The 18,589-nt window shown below is 47.5% G+C and carries 19 protein-coding genes; 10 read left to right on the top strand and 9 right to left on the bottom strand.

Features of this window, described 5'->3' with window-relative positions; genetic code table 11:
* The first annotated feature begins 686 nt into the window (after positions 1-686).
* From M1D61_RS09400 to M1D61_RS09415, 4 genes are all read left to right on the top strand, one after another.
* On the top strand, positions 687-794 hold the full coding sequence (locus tag M1D61_RS09400; protein ID WP_458122460.1) for a WG repeat-containing protein: 108 nt from the start codon (positions 687-689) through the stop codon (positions 792-794).
* Between the two features lie 197 nt (positions 795-991).
* On the top strand, positions 992-1,441 hold the full coding sequence (locus M1D61_RS09405; protein WP_458122103.1) for a DUF3221 domain-containing protein: 450 nt from the start codon (positions 992-994) through the stop codon (positions 1,439-1,441).
* A 75-nt stretch (positions 1,442-1,516) separates the two neighbouring features.
* Positions 1,517-2,062 carry a GNAT family N-acetyltransferase gene (locus M1D61_RS09410; RefSeq protein WP_458122104.1) on the top strand — a complete coding sequence of 182 codons (546 nt, stop codon included), beginning with the start codon at positions 1,517-1,519 and terminating at the stop codon, positions 2,060-2,062.
* A gap of 64 nt (positions 2,063-2,126) precedes the next feature.
* Positions 2,127-3,761, top strand: coding sequence for a right-handed parallel beta-helix repeat-containing protein (locus M1D61_RS09415; RefSeq protein ID WP_458122461.1), 1,635 nt, complete (start codon positions 2,127-2,129; stop codon positions 3,759-3,761).
* Between the two features lie 158 nt (positions 3,762-3,919).
* Here M1D61_RS09415 and map read toward each other — a convergent pair whose 3' ends face one another.
* The 3 genes from map to M1D61_RS09430 all read right to left on the bottom strand — a co-directional run bounded on the left by map (position 3,920) and on the right by M1D61_RS09430 (position 6,530).
* On the bottom strand, positions 3,920-4,666 hold the full coding sequence (map, locus tag M1D61_RS09420; RefSeq protein ID WP_458122105.1) for a type I methionyl aminopeptidase: 747 nt from the start codon (positions 4,664-4,666) through the stop codon (positions 3,920-3,922).
* A gap of 7 nt (positions 4,667-4,673) precedes the next feature.
* Positions 4,674-5,258 (bottom strand): TetR/AcrR family transcriptional regulator, encoded by a 585-nt coding sequence (locus M1D61_RS09425; protein ID WP_458122106.1) that lies wholly within the window; start codon positions 5,256-5,258, stop codon positions 4,674-4,676.
* 249 nt (positions 5,259-5,507) lie between these two features.
* Positions 5,508-6,530, bottom strand: coding sequence for a hypothetical protein (locus M1D61_RS09430; protein ID WP_458122107.1), 1,023 nt, complete (start codon positions 6,528-6,530; stop codon positions 5,508-5,510).
* A gap of 631 nt (positions 6,531-7,161) precedes the next feature.
* Between M1D61_RS09430 and M1D61_RS09435 the strand changes: the two genes are divergently transcribed.
* A complete protein-coding gene (locus tag M1D61_RS09435; RefSeq protein ID WP_152663627.1) occupies positions 7,162-7,797 on the top strand; it encodes a hypothetical protein in 636 nt (211 codons plus the stop codon).
* A 53-nt stretch (positions 7,798-7,850) separates the two neighbouring features.
* Positions 7,851-8,654 (top strand): hypothetical protein, encoded by an 804-nt coding sequence (locus M1D61_RS09440; protein ID WP_458122108.1) that lies wholly within the window; start codon positions 7,851-7,853, stop codon positions 8,652-8,654.
* Positions 8,655-8,911: 257 nt separating this feature from the next.
* On the opposite strand, the gene M1D61_RS09445 is transcribed toward M1D61_RS09440, so the two are convergent.
* A complete protein-coding gene (locus tag M1D61_RS09445; protein WP_458122109.1) occupies positions 8,912-9,094 on the bottom strand; it encodes a hypothetical protein in 183 nt (60 codons plus the stop codon).
* Between the two features lie 268 nt (positions 9,095-9,362).
* On the opposite strand from M1D61_RS09445, the gene M1D61_RS09450 reads away from it, so the two are divergent.
* The 3 genes from M1D61_RS09450 (at position 9,363) to M1D61_RS09460 (ending at position 12,521) form a co-directional block, all read left to right on the top strand.
* The gene (locus tag M1D61_RS09450) at positions 9,363-11,462 is read left to right on the top strand and encodes a glycosyl hydrolase (RefSeq protein WP_458122110.1); all 2,100 of its coding nucleotides are present in this window, start codon (positions 9,363-9,365) and stop codon (positions 11,460-11,462) included.
* Between the two features lie 189 nt (positions 11,463-11,651).
* Positions 11,652-11,975, top strand: coding sequence for a hypothetical protein (locus M1D61_RS09455; protein ID WP_458122111.1), 324 nt, complete (start codon positions 11,652-11,654; stop codon positions 11,973-11,975).
* A gap of 291 nt (positions 11,976-12,266) precedes the next feature.
* Entirely contained in the window at positions 12,267-12,521 is a 255-nt protein-coding gene (locus M1D61_RS09460; protein WP_458122112.1) for a hypothetical protein, read from the top strand.
* A gap of 48 nt (positions 12,522-12,569) precedes the next feature.
* Here the strand turns inward: M1D61_RS09460 and M1D61_RS09465 are convergent, their stop codons facing one another.
* From M1D61_RS09465 to M1D61_RS09485, 5 genes are all read right to left on the bottom strand, one after another.
* Positions 12,570-13,007, bottom strand: a complete 438-nt coding sequence (locus M1D61_RS09465; protein WP_458122113.1) for a hypothetical protein — start codon at positions 13,005-13,007, stop codon at positions 12,570-12,572.
* Positions 13,008-13,106: 99 nt separating this feature from the next.
* Complete coding sequence (locus M1D61_RS09470) at positions 13,107-13,577, bottom strand: GNAT family N-acetyltransferase (RefSeq protein WP_458122462.1); 471 nt, start codon at positions 13,575-13,577, stop codon at positions 13,107-13,109.
* 440 nt (positions 13,578-14,017) lie between these two features.
* Entirely contained in the window at positions 14,018-14,893 is an 876-nt protein-coding gene (locus M1D61_RS09475) for a carbohydrate ABC transporter permease (RefSeq protein WP_046216499.1), read from the bottom strand.
* Positions 14,890-15,747, bottom strand: coding sequence for a carbohydrate ABC transporter permease (locus tag M1D61_RS09480; RefSeq protein WP_458122114.1), 858 nt, complete (start codon positions 15,745-15,747; stop codon positions 14,890-14,892). The genes M1D61_RS09475 and M1D61_RS09480 overlap by 4 nt, the downstream gene beginning before the upstream one ends.
* A gap of 120 nt (positions 15,748-15,867) precedes the next feature.
* The gene (locus tag M1D61_RS09485; protein WP_458122115.1) at positions 15,868-17,160 is read right to left on the bottom strand and encodes an ABC transporter substrate-binding protein; all 1,293 of its coding nucleotides are present in this window, start codon (positions 17,158-17,160) and stop codon (positions 15,868-15,870) included.
* 307 nt (positions 17,161-17,467) lie between these two features.
* Between M1D61_RS09485 and M1D61_RS09490 the strand changes: the two genes are divergently transcribed.
* Positions 17,468-18,565 (top strand): GntR family transcriptional regulator, encoded by a 1,098-nt coding sequence (locus M1D61_RS09490; protein WP_458122116.1) that lies wholly within the window; start codon positions 17,468-17,470, stop codon positions 18,563-18,565.
* Positions 18,566-18,589 lie beyond the last annotated feature (24 nt).

The following is an 18,589-nucleotide window of genomic DNA, read 5'->3' on the forward strand; positions in this document are numbered from 1 at the left end:
TAAAAAAAGTGACTTGCATATAACTAAAAAAATCAAAGGATGAAGAAACTATAGTTTGTTTACTGTAGTCTCTTCGTCTTTTTATAGTTGTAGCTATAATACTGTTCACTTATAGCCTACATAAACATAAAGATTAAGATTTAGTGAGGAGCGGTCGTACGGAACATATGGGCGATGCAGGTAGACAGAGATTATGGACAAGTAACTATAAAAAGTATCCAAGACACTGAGTAAATCAAAAAATTAAGAGATAGAAAAGCCAAGTATAAAATTGATGTACTCGATAGTAAAGGTGTTCTTACTACATCGGTATGGATCGATGAATTTGGTAAGACAACAGGTATGAGCTGGACAGTAGAAACAAAAGTTAAATGTGGCTCGGGTTACAGGAGAGCAAAAGTACCTAAAGGAACAGAGCGAGGACATATCAAGTCGGTTAATGAGGGTGCGTTAGATAATGCAGTAGAGGACAGCCCGTTGAATATTATTCCTCAGACACGCGCTGTTAACGATCCACAAATGAAAGCATTTGAGACATATAGAGTGGAGAATTGCCAGGAAAGAATATTGATACGGTATATAATCTTTTATCGACCAAAGCCAATAAATGGCCTAAAGATTGGTATGACAAATCTGGGCCTCATCATTTAAGAGGTGAGTAAACTATGAATGCTAATTTGTATTTAATGAAACAGAATAATAATTACAGATTTATAGATCAAGAAGGAGAATTTGTAATTCCACCTGTATATAAAGAGGCTGGGGTATACAAGCCGCAGAACTTTAATCGATAGTCAGGAAATGTGTAACAGGTTTCTACATACATTGAGAAGTTGGAATTTACCGCGTAGTAATCAATTGATTTTGAAATCCATAAAGTAAAATAGAAATGCAACATCATCCAGTCATCCATCGTTTACTAAATATGGAATCATTTTACTGTGAATGCCCCAGTTTGACGGAAAGTATCCGGAAAAGAGGAGAGCAGGATATGAATATTACTATACGTGCATTCATAATCTTATGCCTGTGGCTGCTCGCTGGCTGCTCCATATCTGGCAGCGATTCTCCCACCCTGGGAGGAGTACTGTCTAGAGAACAGCAGGATTCACTTGAGGGCAGCTGGCAATTCGCTGGTTATATTATTGATCGCGATCCCGACAGTGGTGCACTGCTGTTCGTCTGGGATATCGATCCGCAGCTCATGGATCAGCAGACGGTTGAACAGATTCTGGAACAGGCTTCACCTCATGCATCCTGGATAGGTGTGCGAAATGTCAGCCATACCGACCGGATTCCGATCGGGCAGAAGGTAGTGCTCAATATGAGCGGACCTATGGAGACGTCGTATCCTGCGCATACGGGCATGAGTGCCATTCAAGTCGTTCAGCCGGAAGAGAAGATTACGGTGAATTCGTCTGCTGCACCCGAGCAGCCTTGAGCAGCAGGAAGCTAGGGAGGGCAATAAGTCGGTCATATTGGTATTTCGCTTAATGAAAAGGGGAGAATGCATACAATGAATACCCATAACAAGACTATACCCGAAGAAAATCTGCTGATCATAGACGGGCAGGATATCATTCTGAGGGAATTTACTGCGGTGGATCTGGACGATTTGCATAACCTGACCTGGCAGCCTGAAATCCATGAATATCTGCCAGGCTGGAACGTATCCCGAGAGCAGCGTGCCGATTGGCTATTGAACTATGAGATTCCGGGGAACCGGCAATTTGTGAATGCTTTGCAAAGAGGGGAAAACATCAAGGATATGTATCTCCGGCTAGCCATCATATCCCGGCAGACAGGCGAACTGATCGGCTGGTGCTGCTCTGGCATCAAGGATGAACTGCTGTCGCCCAACCGGGAAATCATGTACGCCATCTCCAAGGATCACCGGGGCAAAGGCTATACCACCCAGGCGGTGCAGGGCATGATTATGTATTTATTTTCCAATACGGATCTGCCGCTATTTGCTCCATCGCAGCTCATGGGCAGCTCATATTGCACAGAAGGGACAATAAATTTCCATTTGCCGGATTCTATACCTCCTATAAAAGGTTAATAATGGAAGGGTCATACAATTCACATAATTAACTAATACGAAAACAGGAGGAATTTAATTGCAAATGAACAAAAAACGGATCGCTGTAAGTATTGCATCGTTGGGGCTGGCTGTTACTGCCGGGACAGGCTTGGTATCTGCAGCAGATGTAGTCAATTATCAGGCGTCTGCCGGTTACAGCTCCACCCAGGGCACCAACCAGTGGCACTATGAGAAATTATCCGGCACAACCTACAGCAATCTTACATACCAGCCGGGAACGAGCCGTTGGGATAACGGCGGCACCTATCCATGGATCACGGCCAGCGCACAGCACCCGGGCAATGATGCCGATTCCGTTCGCACCTGGATCGCCCCGGCGAACGGCACAATTACGATCACCGGAGCGGTGGAGAAAGGAAGCGCTGACGGAGACGGTATCCTCGCCACGATCAAAAAGGACGATACCACGCTGTGGAGCCAGAAAGTCCAATCCACAACCGGCGTAACACCAAGCGGCGTATCCAAGATTGCTGTGCAACAAGGAACAGCCATTCATTTTATCGTCAACCGGGTCGGTTCGATCAGCTTTGACCATACCCTGTGGAATCCGGCGATTGCCTTTACTCCAGGAGCCGAGGTGCCGGATGATCGCAGTCTGTCGATTGTGGAATTTGGCGCGATAGCGAATGACGGCAAAGATGACTATGCGGCAGTCAATGCTGCGATCGCAGCAGCTCGTGCGCAGGGCAAGGATGTATATGTACCTGCAGGAACATTCCAGCTGAGTGATATTATTAATGTGAACAGCGTTACGCTGAAAGGTGCAGGTAAAGACAAATCGATCTTAACTTCCACCAACCCCGAACGCGGCTCTATTGATCTGACAGGAACTAGCCCGGCGATTCGGGATCTGAAGCATGAATATGCCAGTCTGGGCAAGCGTGATGGCAAGGATGAGAAAAACAGCATTACTGTCGATAATGCTACCAACTTTACCATTGATAATGTGTGGGTGAATAAAGCCAGTACAGCAGGCATTTTCGTTCTGCGTTCGGCAGGAGGTACGATTACCAACAACACTGTACAGGATACACAGGCTGATGGTATTCATATGACCAACGGCAGCAGTAATATTACTGTACAAAATAACCGTGTACAGCATGTTGGAGATGATACGATCGCTGTAGTCAGCTATGGCAAAAATGTAGATGCAGCTGGCAATCTGCTGCCGACTCATGATATTCGTATACTCGGCAACGATGTCGGATACGATTCCGGCGCTAGAGGAATATCAGTTGTAGGTGGTCGTGATATACGAATTGAAAATAATAGCATCCAACGTACACAGATGGCAGGCATCTATATTGCGACAGAAGCAGGCGAGGAAAATAAATATGTAACACAGCCAGTGAATAACGTGACGGTCAACAACAATACACTTGATAGTACAGCACAAAAGCCAACTGGTGGTCATGCAGAGATGCTCGTATATGGAGGTTATTCTGCAAATACAAATGATATTGTTATCGACAATATTACCTTCACTGGCAATACCAGCCGCAATGCGACCAAATTTCCGGCAGGTGTATGGGGAAGTGCCAAGGTTGGAAATGTGACTTTTACCAATACAACAATTATCAATGCTCCATATCCAGAGAAATACAAGTTTGAAAATGGAATCGTCACCTGGGAAGGTACAAAAGTTTACCCTAAATAAGTCATCTATTAACCGGACTATCTAAATAACCCCCTCGTCATGTCCATGCAGCAAGGACATTGCGAGGGGGTTATTTTTAGTTAGAGTATATCAACAAAATCAACAAAAACGCATCCAGCTGCGAAAACAGCTACCTATCTATTTCTTCCATTTCACAGTCACTGCGCAGTCAGAATCTCTGTACCTTCCGCCGTGATGGCAATCGTATGCTCGTACTGGGCAGCGAGTTTGTGGTCAAGAGTTCGGGCTGTCCAGCCGTCGGAGTCAATCGTCATGTGGTAGGTGCCTTCGGTGATCATCGGCTCAATTGTGAATACCATGCCTTCTTTGAGACGAACGCCTTTGCCAGGCTTGCCGACATGCATGTACGTCGGCTCTTCGTGCAGGTCCCGGCCGATGCCGTGGGCGAGCAGGTCACGTACAACGCCAAAGCCGTTACTTTCCGCATGCTGCTGAATCACGCTAGTGATGTCGCCCAGCCGATTGCCGGACTTCGCCTGTTCAATGCCGAGATCCAGGCATTCCTTGGTGACACGCATCAGCTTTTCGGCTGTTGGAGAGACTTGTCCGACCGTATAGCTCCATGCCGAATCACCCAGCCAGCCATCCAGCTCGGCGACGGTGTCGATCGTCACGATATCGCCTTCTACCAGCGGCTGCTTACCGGGAAAGCCGTGCGCGATCACATCATTCACAGAGGCACAGGTCGCATAGGGATAACCTTTATATCCCTTCTGGTAAGGCTTGGCTCCATGTTTTAGCATGACTTCCTCAAAAATGCGCTCAATCTCATTTGTGGTAATGCCCGGTTGGATGATTGGAGCGATCGTACGATGGCATTCGGCCACCACTTGGCAGGCCTTGCGGATAGCTTCGATTTCATGTTTGCTTTTTAAGATGATCATGTTCGTTTCAGGACTCCTTTGTCATAGCTTGCATAGCCAGCTCTGCGATTCGATCGATATTCAGGTTGGTATTGCCGTCGTAATAATGCAGTCCACAGCAGCCGACCAGTATGGCCAGCATATGGTCGATGCGGTCATCTTCGCACCCGGCGATCGATTGAAGAGGGATATATAGTTGTTTCATGAATCTTTTCCTGGCGGAGTACTGATCCTTCTCCGTCAAGCCGGTGTAATGTTCGGACGCCATTTTGTAGACGAGATACGTACGGGCATCCGACTGCCAGAGCTGCAGCAGAGCTTTGCAATAGGCGAGCAGCACAAGTTCATCCGGGGAATCGCCATTGGCATTCGTCCATTCGGTCAGGACGCTCTCGCACTTCTCGAATCCGCTGTTCAGCAGATCATCTATTAATAAATGACGGTTGGGATAATAATGGTACACCGTCCCATAACCCAGCTCCGCTTCGCGAGCAACGTCACGAATATCAAAGCTGCCACCTGTGCGGAAATAAGAGCGTGCGGCGACATCCAGAATCTGTTCCCTGCGCTGCAGGCGTATCAGCTCATTTTGTTCTTTTGTCCGGGGGCACATAATTGCAAAAGCCTCCTTTTGTAGACATACAAATTTGTCGATAGAAAAATAATAACGTATGAGTCTGAAATATGCAAAAAATCAGGTGAATATCGACTATTCTTTCTATATTCCTGATCAATTAGACGCCATGCCATCGCTAGACTCAGCAAAAGCTCGAAAACCCGCACTGCAACCAACAGGGTGCAATACGGGTTCTCCTTACAGTCTACAAAGGTCTATTCCAATCGCTGCGTACAGATTGACATATCAGGGTCCGGTACATACCCATTCCCATGGGCGTTCTTCGTCCCATCCGCAGACCGGTCGCGGATCATACTTGGTATCCAGTGTCAGCGTGTAGGGAACATCAGGATCGTATTTGGTCGGCGCATATACACGAATAAAGTAGGAATCGACCGGCAGGCGCAGGGCTTTGGGTTCATTTTGCTTCACGGTGGCGATGACATTTTCGTCCCAATCCCAGATCTCGACTTTGTAGACACCTTTGGAAGAAGGGTTATCCAGACGAACGGTAGTCGTGCCTGGATAATCCAGACCGAACATTTTCCAGTCTTCATCATACAGATTGTCGATCGTCTGAACGGAAGTTCCCTGATAATAGGCGTCTGTCGCCGAACTGTCATCGGAATACCGTTCGTAATCATCGAATTTGTCCGACAGCATGACCTTCAGATTGAACGGCTGGCTGAGACTGCCGCGGGTACCTCCTTCGGAGACACGCAGATAATACGTTCCCGGCTGGGCGACATAGCTGAGCTGGTCATAAGGCCCTTTATGCCGAAAAGAAGCAGTGCCTTCCAGATACATACTGTAATCCAGACCCGGAGGGACGAGCATCAGGGCAGTGATCTTCTGGGTCTTGGTGACGGTGATCTTGTAGTACAGGGCATCCTGGAACCAGACACAATCCTGATCATCGGGGGGCAGATAACCTTCGATCGGTACACCTGGTGTCAGCTCGATGGCGGTTGCTGCAGAGGTGTTGACAGGATAGGGAGCCAGAGTGGTAGGGGAGGGTGCTGCGGAAACAGCGGTATCCGGTGTTATGTAGGTATCTGCGGTTGTTGTCGCTGGGTTGACCGAATCAGAAGTCAAATAAGGGAAACACATGCCACCTCCTCCGGTCGATAGTGGGTTGACAGGTGAAGCAGCATCTTCGGCGAGTCCGGATGCGCCGGTGGCAGGGGCAGCATAACTGAATACGGACGGTACCCAGCTGAACAGCAGGAGCAGGACAAGTGTCCTCAGGCCAAGACAGGTTAACTTCATTGCATCGTCTCCTTTGTAATGGATTTGAAATAAGGGATTTCGAGTTGATTATAACTGATTCATCAGTCTTTTCAACTTATATTTTACTTTAGTGTATAAATTATCCATTTGTTAAAAAAGTGTGAGATTATAACTTGGAAATAGACTTTATAATTGACATTTATCAGGGATTTACCAGTTCGTTTACACTTTCTTATACATGCAAATAATCAACAATTCGGTTTGTTTGAACAATGCAATGGTACATATTGAAGATGCACCAGCAGCCCCATCACTTGGATAATCAGCAGTTTAAGGATATACAGTACATAGTCATTCTATCGCAAGGAGAGAAATGATTTGTTCATACTATTATTTCAATGTACAGCTATCCTATGCTCTGTTCTTCGCTAACGCATGGTGCTATATTACTATTACCAGAATTACGAGATCCATTGGAACATATCTACATACGGGGATGGTGTATTTTCACATACAGCCAGATCAGATTGACGTTGATTCTAAACTTAGTAGAGGTAGTAGATCTGAGACCAATTCTATCCTGGTTATTATATAGCTTTTTGGTTGCTTGCTTTACACTCTTTGCTTTCAAATGTTACGGTGTAACAGCATTAAATAATAGAAGGAGGAAATGATGAAAAAAAATAATTTTATCAAGTTATGTGGGGTATCCTTAATTGTTTCTACAGTATTAGCTAGTCCAGTTTATGCAGAAGAAGGTAATTTTAGAGCACCAGATGAGAAGACAGTAAATGGAGTTACATACTTAGATGGGATTGAAGTTATTCCTGATAATTATGCTGAGCTAAAAGAAAAAGAATTTCAAAAATCTGCAGACTCTATTCATGATAAAAGTGGAGGAATAAGTACACAAGGTGTCGGATCGTGGACAAAAGTCTCTGAGAGAACGTATTATACAGGAACAGATTGGGATCGCTACAACAACAGAACGGGTGCTACCGTTCCGATTACTCTTAAAACTACTTCTAGCATGACCGCTTCTATTAGTGGAGAAATGTCATATAACTTTGCTGCTGTTGCCCAAGCTTCTATGACAGCTACTATTGGTCAGACTTATAGCAAGGAGTTTACACAAGATGTAAAAGTGAAAGGTTATCATGTGACTGAGCTAAAAAGCGCTAAAAAAGCTTTGGAGCAAAATTATAGATACACACACGATGGTTGGTTTGGTGATAAACGTTACACGGCTTCAAGTCTGGACCACCGCGGTAATGAATACTGGGTATACAGTAATCAAATAAAATAAACATAAGAGCACTCTGATAAAACAGAGTGCTCTTGTAATATGAAGGTGATGAAATGAAAAATAAAATAATTTCCTCGATACTGTTGCTGGTTCTGCTTCTAACCGCTTGCGAAGACAGCAATGAACAAGCAGATACGAACAATGCCATTACAACTCCAGCCGTTGAGCAAAATGGAAGTGGCTATAACCAACAGCTTCAAGCGTTAGAAAAAGTTGATGTGAATGAAGAATCTTATCTGTTCGCCGATCATTCATTTACTATTCAATTTCCATATGCCGTGGACTTTATACATCCGATTGAAAAGGCCACGCTGCTTTTAAATGGTCGGGTAGTTACAGATCTTCATGATCCACAAAATACAGTTAAGCCTTTTGACAAGAATAAGTTGATTATTAAATCGAAGACAGTCCCTAAGCCATTTGATGAATTAATGATTATCGATAAGGATGGCAATGAAATTCATCTGGATACAGGTAAATATGTATTTGGTAAACGACTGCCGAAAGATACTATTCCGGAAAAACAGCAGGTCTATCAGATGGGCAGCCACTATCAGCAAATGGGCACAAAAGTAAAAATGACCTTTAACATGTCAAATGTACCGGGTTCAAAGATTACTTTTGAAGTTCCGAACGAACTAAAAGGAATCATCTTAAACCCTGTTACTAAAGTGCTAAAGTCTGATTCGGAGACAACGCAGTATGAGTACAGTTTTACCATTAATCAACCATATTATGAGAAAAACAAATTGAATGTATTAAGTTTTGAAATTCTTGCACATCAACAATTGGACGGTCGTGATTTGGTGATTTCAAAGTCCTATATCCCTATATCTGCAGATGATCTTAAGGTATGATGCATTCATGCTGTTTCACTAAATTTGTCCTGCACTCCTCTCCTGGCCATTTTAGAGAGGAGTGTTAAACATATGCAGGTCATCTTCAAAACGACAAAGATGGTAATCATCTTGTATAAGCTTGCTGTTGTTGGAGCTTAGCTGAGCAGGAGCATAGTAGCTGAAACCAAAGTGAGTAATAGGCTGCAACATTTACCATATGATCACCCGGCTTACTTTAATTTTAAAGAACAGGAATATAATAGTTTTATTCTTTTCTAGGTTTTTTTCTTCTTAACAGGCAGTTTCGTAACAAAAAATAGCAAAGACAGCACAAACAAAAAACGAGCTATGCGGATAGACAGAGCAGCACCGCCGCCTATATCCTGTAATCCGAGAATAATATCGCCTATGACAATGATCCCGCTACCGATCAGAACGATTAACGCTGTCAAATACATAAAATCACACCTTATCCATGAGAGTAAGAAGCATCTAATTAGTACCAACATCAGAGTCAGCTGAATGCAAAGAACATTCTCTATTACCCCATTTCTGCCGGAGTAGTTCGTTATTTCGCTATATCAGGAATTGATGGAACTTTGTTATATTCATATTGAAAACGCTTACCTTACTATGCTAATTGTACTGTATCCATGATTCTGCTGCATCCTGTCAATTATCATGCCTCCGTCTGCTATACCACACCAACCCCAAGGAGCGATGTAAATGAGCAATCTCAGGCACTGCACCATCGGTATCCTCACCGCCATGCTGGCACTGACGCCAGCGCTGTCTGCCATGGCACAATCCGCAAGTACACCAGCTTCCTCTATGATCACGGAAAGCAGTAATGCCAGCAAACCAACAGTCGATCTGGCAGACCGTAATGCGACACGGTCGACACGATCCCTGTTCGCCTATCTGGATCAGCTGCAGGGCAAGGAGATTATTTTCGGTCACCAGCATGCCACGACCGAAGGGATCGGGATTACGGCTCATGATGGCAGCCAGTCGGAAGTGCAGCGTTCGGTCGGGGATCTGCCGGGGATGTTTGGCTGGGATACGCTCAGTCTGGAAGGCAAGGAGAAGCCGGGTATATATGGCGGAACGGCGGAGCAGAGCCGGGATGAGCTCGTAAGGGTGATGAAGCAGGCTTATGAGCAGGGCGGCGTGCTGGCGCTCAGTTCGCATATGCCGAACTTTGTGACCGGCAATGACTTTTACGATACCAAGGGCAATGTGATCAGCCATATCCTGCCGGGCGGGGATAAGCATGCGGAGTACAATGCTTTTCTGGACAAGATCGCAGACTTTGCCCTGCATCTGAAGGATGATCGCGGCGAGGAGATTCCGGTGATCTTCCGCCCGTTCCATGAGCAAAGTGGCGGCTGGTTCTGGTGGGGTGCGCCATACCGGACCAAGGAGCAGTATATCGAGATTTACCGCTACACCGTCGAATATCTGCGCGATGTCAAAGGGGTACATAACTTCCTGTATGCCTACTCGCCGAATGTGCCGTTTAACGATAGCAGGGAGACCTATCTGGAGACGTATCCGGGAGATGAATATGTGGATATTCTCGGGCTGGATGCCTACTATGATGGCAATACGCCGACCTGGTATGACAGTGTCGTCCGGGATGCGCGGCTCGTCGTGCAGCTGGCCGAGGAGAAGCACAAGGTCCCGGCGCTGACGGAATTCGGTTATTCCAATGTCAAGCCAACCGGCACCAAAGACCTGCAGTTCTACACCCGGCTGCTGTCTGCGATCAAGAACGATCCCGAAGCAAGCAAGCTGACGTATATGCTGACCTGGGCGAACTTTGGTACGGATTCGATCTTTGTCCCTTACCGGGATGCGCCAAATGGACTCGGTGACCATGAGCTGCTGCCGGACTTTACGGCATTCTATGACGATGACTATACCTCTTTTGACCGGGAAGTGCAGGCGGGCCAGCCGTATGCGCTGCGGGTGAAGACGGCGGAGGAGCAGCCGTTCCTGCATATTGTGTCTCCGACGAATCAGGAGACAGTGCGGCTGAGCACCCCATCTACACTGCGGGTACGCATAGTGGAGGCCAAGATCGACCGGGTGACCTACCAGACCCGGACAGATCCGGCCGAGCACAAGCTGACGCGTGACCGGAACGGTCTGTATTACACAGCCAATTGGCAGCCGGATGCTTCACTGGCGGAGGACGGTACCCCGCTGACTGTCAAAGCCTATCTGAAAAATGGAAAAGTGCTCACCCAGACGATCCAGGTGTATGTGAGCGACAATGATGGAACGACTGATCCGCTCGTCGTGGATACCTTTGAACATTACAAAGGCAGTAACGAACTGCTGGATAATGCCTATACGCCCGCTGGGGATGCCAACCGGATCTCACTGGATGCGGAGCAAAAGCAGGATGGACGCTACGGGCTGAAGTATGAATATATGCTGGCTGCGCAGGGCTATACCGGAGAGTCGCTTAATATGCAGGGTGCCGACTGGTCCGGTGCGGATGCGCTGCAGTTCTGGCTCAAGCCGGATGGCAGCGGCAATAAGCTGGTCATTCAGGTCAATGCGGGCGGGACTTCCTTTGAAGCGTATCCTTCGCTTAACGGTACCGAGGCGGGAGTGGTGAAGATTCCATTCAGTGCGTTCAAGCCGGCACCGTGGGATACGGCGAATGCCGGCAAGACGATGGATGGGGATGCGCTGCGGGATATTCGTATGTTCTCGATCTATGTGAACAAGGGAGATGGGGTGGAAGTACCTGAAGGGACGCTGTATTTTGACGATATTCGTGCTTACCGGGAAGAAGTGGCAGCGGTGGAATAGGCGGATGGATCATGGGATAGCGGCTGTATGTACAGTGTATTCTCCATATAGGCAGATGGCGCGGAATTTGACTTCCTTTTGCCGGGGCTTTTATAATATGAGGCATCCGCAAAGGGTACAGGTGCTAATTATGGGTAATGGAACCTGTGAAGGACAAGCGACCTGTCACAAATCAACGGAGGTGCGAACATGAGCCAACCTATCGAACTATTCGCAGATTATGAGCAGATTATAGATTGTTATACGATTGTCGGAGAGTGGGAAATCTGGCTGCAGCACGCCAAGCTGGGCAAGAGCCGCGTAGCGATCCGGGTCAAGCAGGACCGCAGTGGACAGTATTTCCATGATGTGAGCCATTTCTATCAGCCGGGCAAGCAGTCCGCGCCGGATGTACTGGAACAGCAGGGCCAGCATACCCCAGAGGCAGCGATCCGCCATGCGATGAATCAGCTGCTGACCCATTACCGCGCGGATGATGCCGAGGCGGAGTGGATTGTGAACGAGAATTTCTGAGTAGACGATTGAACGAGGCTGTACACAGCAGTGGAATAGATAAAATAACAGCATAAAAATACTCCTGCAGATGACAGGAAGAGCAAATGCCGGGAGAGGGAAGAACTTCTGCCCGGCATTTCATTATGAATACATATCGATCAATAGATGAGGAGACCCGAGGATATTATGGATTTGGTCCGGCTGGTTTTGATGATTTACGTCGTTGCCTATTTATTGATAGGTGTGGAAGGAATCATGGAGCTGAGAAAGGTACGCAGCTCCATGCAGAAGTGAGAGGCGGTGAATAGAATGGATGAGCATCATATAACCTATGAAGAGTTAATGGAATTTTTTACACAGCAGCGGGAGATTGAATTCATGTATCAGGGCAAGCTATATGCATTTTTGCAGATGAAAGGTGGATTTGTACTCGTATGCGAGAATCGTTCGATTACTCCGGTGTATATGGATTATACCCGGCTGGCGAATGAGGCCGAGATTGAAGGGACGCTGTTCCTGCAGCTTTTTCAGGAGAGTAGGATAGAGATTACGACTGTGTTCTGATCATGGGTAAATACATACAGGGTTACAGGCTGCTGCGTACAGTCAGAGTCAACGGCTCGGTCCGGCTGTACGGTGAACGGTTAGCAGATCGGCGTTGATCTCCACCGTTATATCGTAAAATTGATCGGAATAGCCATCCATCCAGTTCCCGGGGTCTTCTTCGGAGTAGAACCAGAAGATCAGCAGGCGTCCGGCTGCCGGTGAGTATTCCTCCGTACAATCGATTGAGCAGAGTGCCAGATCAATGGACAGAGGGGGAGACCAGTTCCGTGCTGGCTCTGCCAGTTCGTTCGCCCGCTGCTGTGCGGCTTCTACAGCGAGCAGGAGAGGCAGCGCATAGTCTTTGCCGGCGAATTGCTCGGCAATCTTGTCCTGCTGTCCGGTCTGCATGGCCGACAGCAGCGCAGGGACATGCTGACGGTCGATATGGAATAGGCTGTTCGGAGATTGCAGGTTGGAATGAGGCAGATCGTTGGATGGATACACAGGGTTTCACCTCAATTTTAGTTGATGATACAGGCTTCGCAAAGCAAAATGGATAACAAGTCGAAGATACAGTTGTCTTTGTTGGAATTTAATCCTATTTCATTCCTGTCTATGAAGATCCAGGGCCAGTCGGATCATATCCCGGCACTGGATGCCATGTTCATAGATCGGCTGCTCATAATGCCGGACAAAGAAATTCATGTCGACGCCCACAATCCGAAACCCGCATTTCTGATACAGGGCGAGCTGGGATACACTGGAATTGCCGGTACCCAGTTCTATCGTATGATACTGCTGGTCCCTCGCGGTTCGAATTGCATGCTGAACGAGCTGCTTGCCGATCCCCTTGTTCTGGTAGGATTCGGCAACCGCTACATTGACCAGTTCGATGGTCTTCGGGCGAGTTGGCAGCAGCACATACACACCGATAATTTCTTGATTTTGTTGCTGGTTGGCAATGTAGCACTGTCCGCGAGAGAGATAGTCTTTGATAATAGCAGGTGAAGGGTCGGCGGATAGCAGCAGCTCCATCGGCGGATTTTGCCCGGGTTGGAGAGGGTGGATATGTATCATGGTATGCACCTCGCTTGGTATGTCAAAGGAATATGTGTGGATGATCTATCTTTCTCATGATAAAGCAAGATGATTGGCTATACAAAAAAAAATTACCAATTGGCGAAAAATCGACACTTGATTAGACGATGATGACTAGAGAATACAGCGCAGATATAATTGGAGACTTATTAATGAATATGTATAGAAGTAATGTAAAAATAAAAAGCATATCCGTGATCTGAAATGATGCTATAACTACATAACAAATGCTGCAATATGCACAAAACGGAAGAAAGGAAATAAGGGCAAAGGACGAGATTGGAGCCCGGGAATCTACACTATTGCCTATTTCGTAGATTCCCGGGCTCCACCGGAGGACGTGTCCTTATTCCTTTCTGGAGTGATTGATGCCTCCCAATAATATTGAAGCGTGAAGCGAGTACAATAACCTCTGCTTACCCTTTCACCGCCCCGGCTGTCACCCCGCCAATAATCCATTTCTGGGCAAACAGATAAAACAGCATGATCGGGATCATCGACAGAATAATCGCGGCAAAGGCCATATTTACCTGCGACGTATATTCCCCGAAGAATTGGAACTGCACCAGCGGCAGCGTAGACGCTTCTTTCTTCTGCACCAGAATCATCGATACGACAAAGTCATTCCACGCCCCGAGCGCACTCAGTACAAGGATCGTCGAGTTGATCGGCTTGAGCAGCGGGAAGATAATGCTGTAGAACGTCCGGTACCTTGATGCCCCGTCCAGCACCGCCGATTCCTCCAACTCACGCGGCACGGTCTTGATAAATCCTACATACAGAAAAGCAAAGTACCCGATCTGCACCCCTGTTAGCGCGATGATCAGCCCCGGAATCGTATTGAGCAGACTCAGCTCGCTCCATGTCTTGTACAGCGGGAACATTAGCACCTGGAACGGCAGCATGATGCTGGACATGAACAGATAATAGAAGAAATTATAAAACCGCGTATTGTTGCGCGCGATCACATAGGCAGCCATCGAGCAGACGGCAATCGTCAGCGCCACCGTACCGACAGTCGTCAGCACACTGTTGCGCAGCGCGAGAAAGAAGTTCGAGGCTTCGATCGCTTCCGCATAGTTGGACCAGGCGATATGCGTCGGGAAGGCGAGCGGACTCTGCGCCGTCTCGACCGGTGTCTTGATCGAGTAGATGACGGCGATATAAAACGGAAACAGGAACAAAATGGCGATCAGATACAACAGCGCTATTCGCAGAATATGCGACCATTTACGGCGTGGGCGCGGCTCGCGTACCTGGACGGCAGCGGCAGTCGGATGAGTTGTATTCAATACTCCACTTCCCTTCTCCGGAAATAGCTGGTGATGATTACGGTCACGATCAGGATGAAGACAAACAGCACCAGTGCCGCCATCTGTCCATAGCCGGCTTTGAAATACGGAAATTCATAATTGTACACATACATGGCCAGCGTCTGGGAAGAAGTGCCGGGACCGCCCTTGGTGGCGACCATCGGGTAATCGAACTGCCGCAGACCGGTTCCGATCCAGAGCGGAATACAGTAGGTGAAGGCCGGAAGCAGCAGCGGAACGGTGATTTTGGTGAACTGCTTGTAGTTGGTTGCACCGTCGATGCGGGCCGACTCGTACATGTCCTTGGGGATTGTCTGCAGACCGGCATAGTAGATGACCATGGCGAGTCCGATTTCTTTCCACACACAGATAATGGCGATCCCGAGCATGGCAGTGGTTGGATTGCCGAGCAGTCCGCCGTCTGTCTGGAACAGAATCGGGAAGATATCGCTGTAAATATACCGCCAGATAATCGCGGCCAGCACGAGGCTGATCACCATCGGCATAAAGATAAAGCTTTTGAGCAGATTGACACCGGGGAACTTGCTGTTCAGCGCAACAGCAAGCAGCAGGCCGAACACATTGATACAGATCGTAGTGACGACGGTGAAGAGCAATGTGTTTTTGATTGGATCGAGCAGTTCGGTATCGGTGAACAGCAGCTGCAGATTGCGCAGGCCGACATAGTCATACGTCGGTGCGATACCATCCCAGTTGGTAAAGGCAATATTCAGGCCCCGCAGGAACGGAAAGACCACGACGAGCAGGAAGAACAGCAGGGCAGGGATGATAAAGGTAAACTTGACCCACTCGTCCCGGAATCTATGCGTCATAACGCTCACCTCCATGGTTCATCAGGATTGGAATCAATGAATTGCCTGGATCATATGTAGCATCAGGCGAGTAATCGCAGAGAGCAAAGCGGTACCCGCCTAACGCCGTCGGTTCGATGTCTAATTCATGCGGTTGATTTTAACAAAGTCTTCATCCAGCTTTTGCAGCAGTGCATCGACGCTGCGTGTCGCCGGATCGGAGACGAGGAAGAACGTCATATCCTGTCCGAATGTAGTGTCATACTGTCCGTACCAGAGCGGCTTGACCTGGTTGTTGACGACTTTTCCGGTTTTGAAAATGTCCTGAAATTCGCTGGCGATCGGGTCCTGCTGCTTAGGCTTGATTTCGTCGGAGATCGTGCTGATCGTCTGAACACCATCCGCCCAGATCTGGGCACCTTCATCGGAAGTCATAAATTCAAAGAACTGCTTGGAGGCATCCAGATGCTCGGAGTTGGCACCGATCATCCAAGTGTCATCGGTGGAATATGTCATCACATTCTCGTCCGGGTTGTCAGTCGCGGGATACATGAAGACTCCGAAATTGCCTTCCGGATTGTAGCTGCGGATCGTACCGATTGCAAAGCTGCCCATAATGTCCATCGCTGCTTTGCCCTGGGCAAAGTATTGGAGAGAGCGGTCATAATCAATGTCCTTGGCATCCTTGTTGGCATAGCTGCTCAGTTCATTCAGACGGGTCAGGAACTCGCGATAGCCCGGGATGTCCGAGAATTTCTTCTCGCCAGCCATGATCTGTCCGGGATAATCCGGGTTGTCCTTGAGCAGATTGCCGAACATATCCGGGAACATGAAGCTCATGTAGGAAGCGGCATCTTTCCAGGAAGCGGCGAAGGGGGTAATGCCTTTGGCCTGCAGCTTTTTGGACACGTCGACCAGTTCGGAGTAGGTTGTGGGTACTTCCACACCAGCCTGCTTGAACAGATCCTTGTTGTAAATGACGGCGTTGGTCATCAGATCCACCGGCAGTCCATATACTTTACCTTCGTACGAGACGTTGGGCAGATAATCCGGATTGACCCTCTTTATGAATGCTTCGTTGGTCAGATCGAGAAAGGCGCCTGATTTGGTAATATCAATCATGCCCTGCGGACGTCCAAAAATGATATCCGGCTGATCATCGGCAGCGACTTTCATCTTGATATTGTCGTTGTACTTATCGACCGGCATCACCTGGATATCAAAGTCGATGTTGGGATGAAGTTCGGTGAATCGGTCGGTCAATTTTTTGAACGTATCGACTTTGGGTTTCTCGACCATATAGTGAGTAACGGTCAGGGTTACCTTGCCATCTGCGTCACCACCCGAGCCTGAAGATGCTCCGGAATTGCCGCATCCGGTGAGAGCCATCGAACCAGCGAGCAGCAGAGAGAGAAAGAATCCGGTTTTTTTCATTATCCAACCTCCACTAAAGTATTATTGTAAGCGCTTTATTCGTGTATTATAAAATGCACAACCATCAATTTATATACTCAATTGGTTATAAATTTATAAAAAACATATTTTTGTATTAATACTAAATTCACTATTGTAAGCGTTATCAATATGTAAGATAATGTCAACACCAACAGGGATGTGTCGTAGAAAGGAGCGAATGATGGGAAGAATAATTATATAAATTAAAACGTAAAAACGTAATTATGCCTTTCTGACTTCTATCAATCTATTGGATTTTATTTTCAGAAAAATGGGGTGAGCCATAATGAAAAAGATTCCTCTCTACAAACAGATCAAGCAGCATATTCAGCAAAAAATTGCATCCGGTGAATTGCGCTACCGTGACCGTGTGCCTTCGGAACAGGAGATGATGGAGGAATACCAGGTCAGCAAAATCACAGTCAAAAACGCTATGATCGAACTGGCCGAAGAGGGATGGGTCAAGCGTATTCAGGGCAAAGGAACATTTGTCTCGCTGGAGCCGGGAGCACGTACGCTCAATGCCGGACAGACCGGCATCGCCTATTTCCCCTATCATCAGAATACCGTTCCGGCTCCGGTAATCGGTCTTATTATCCCGACGATGAAGACGCGCGTCATTCAGAAGCTGGTCGATTATACAGAGTATTATGCCAACCAGGCGGGTTATCAGCTGATCCTGCATATTACACGTGAATGCGCCACCAATGAGACTGAAGCGATTCGTCAGCTGATCGATCGGCACGTACAGGGGATTATTGTATTTCCTACGGAAGACGAGAAATACAGCGAATCGCTGCTGCGCCTGTCGCTGGACAAGTTCCCTTTTATATTCATGGATCGGTATCTGCGCAATATTGAGACCTATAGGGTGATTTCGGATAATTTTACCGGAGCATATCAGACCGTCTCTTATTTGCTGGAAAAAGGGCACCGGCATATTGCGCTGATCTCGCCGGATAATACCAATACAGCGATTCAGGATCGTACGCTTGGGTTGGAGCATGCCTATATGGATCAGCATATTTCCATCGACAAAAATCTGCTCTGCCATGTACCGCTGGATATTCTAAGAACGGCGGGAGCACAGGAGTATGTAACGGCTTTTCTGAAGAGATATCCGTATATTACAGCGGTATTTGCGCTTACTGCAGAAGCGGCGGATCTGACACATGCATCATTGCGTCAGCTGAGGCGTATTGGGGTGACCGAGATCATTTCTTTTGACGATCCGGGGTTGCCGGGGGTAGCGTGCATTATGCAGGATGAACAGACGATGGCGATGTGGGCGGTGAAGCTGCTTCAATCCCAGATGGAAGGAGAGTATAGCCCGCAGGAGTATATCGTACCGGTCAAGCTGAACTTCCTGGAGAATACATTATAAAAGGCTAGTATAGATAGTATATTA

Source organism: Paenibacillus sp. Z6-24 (assembly GCF_054161335.1).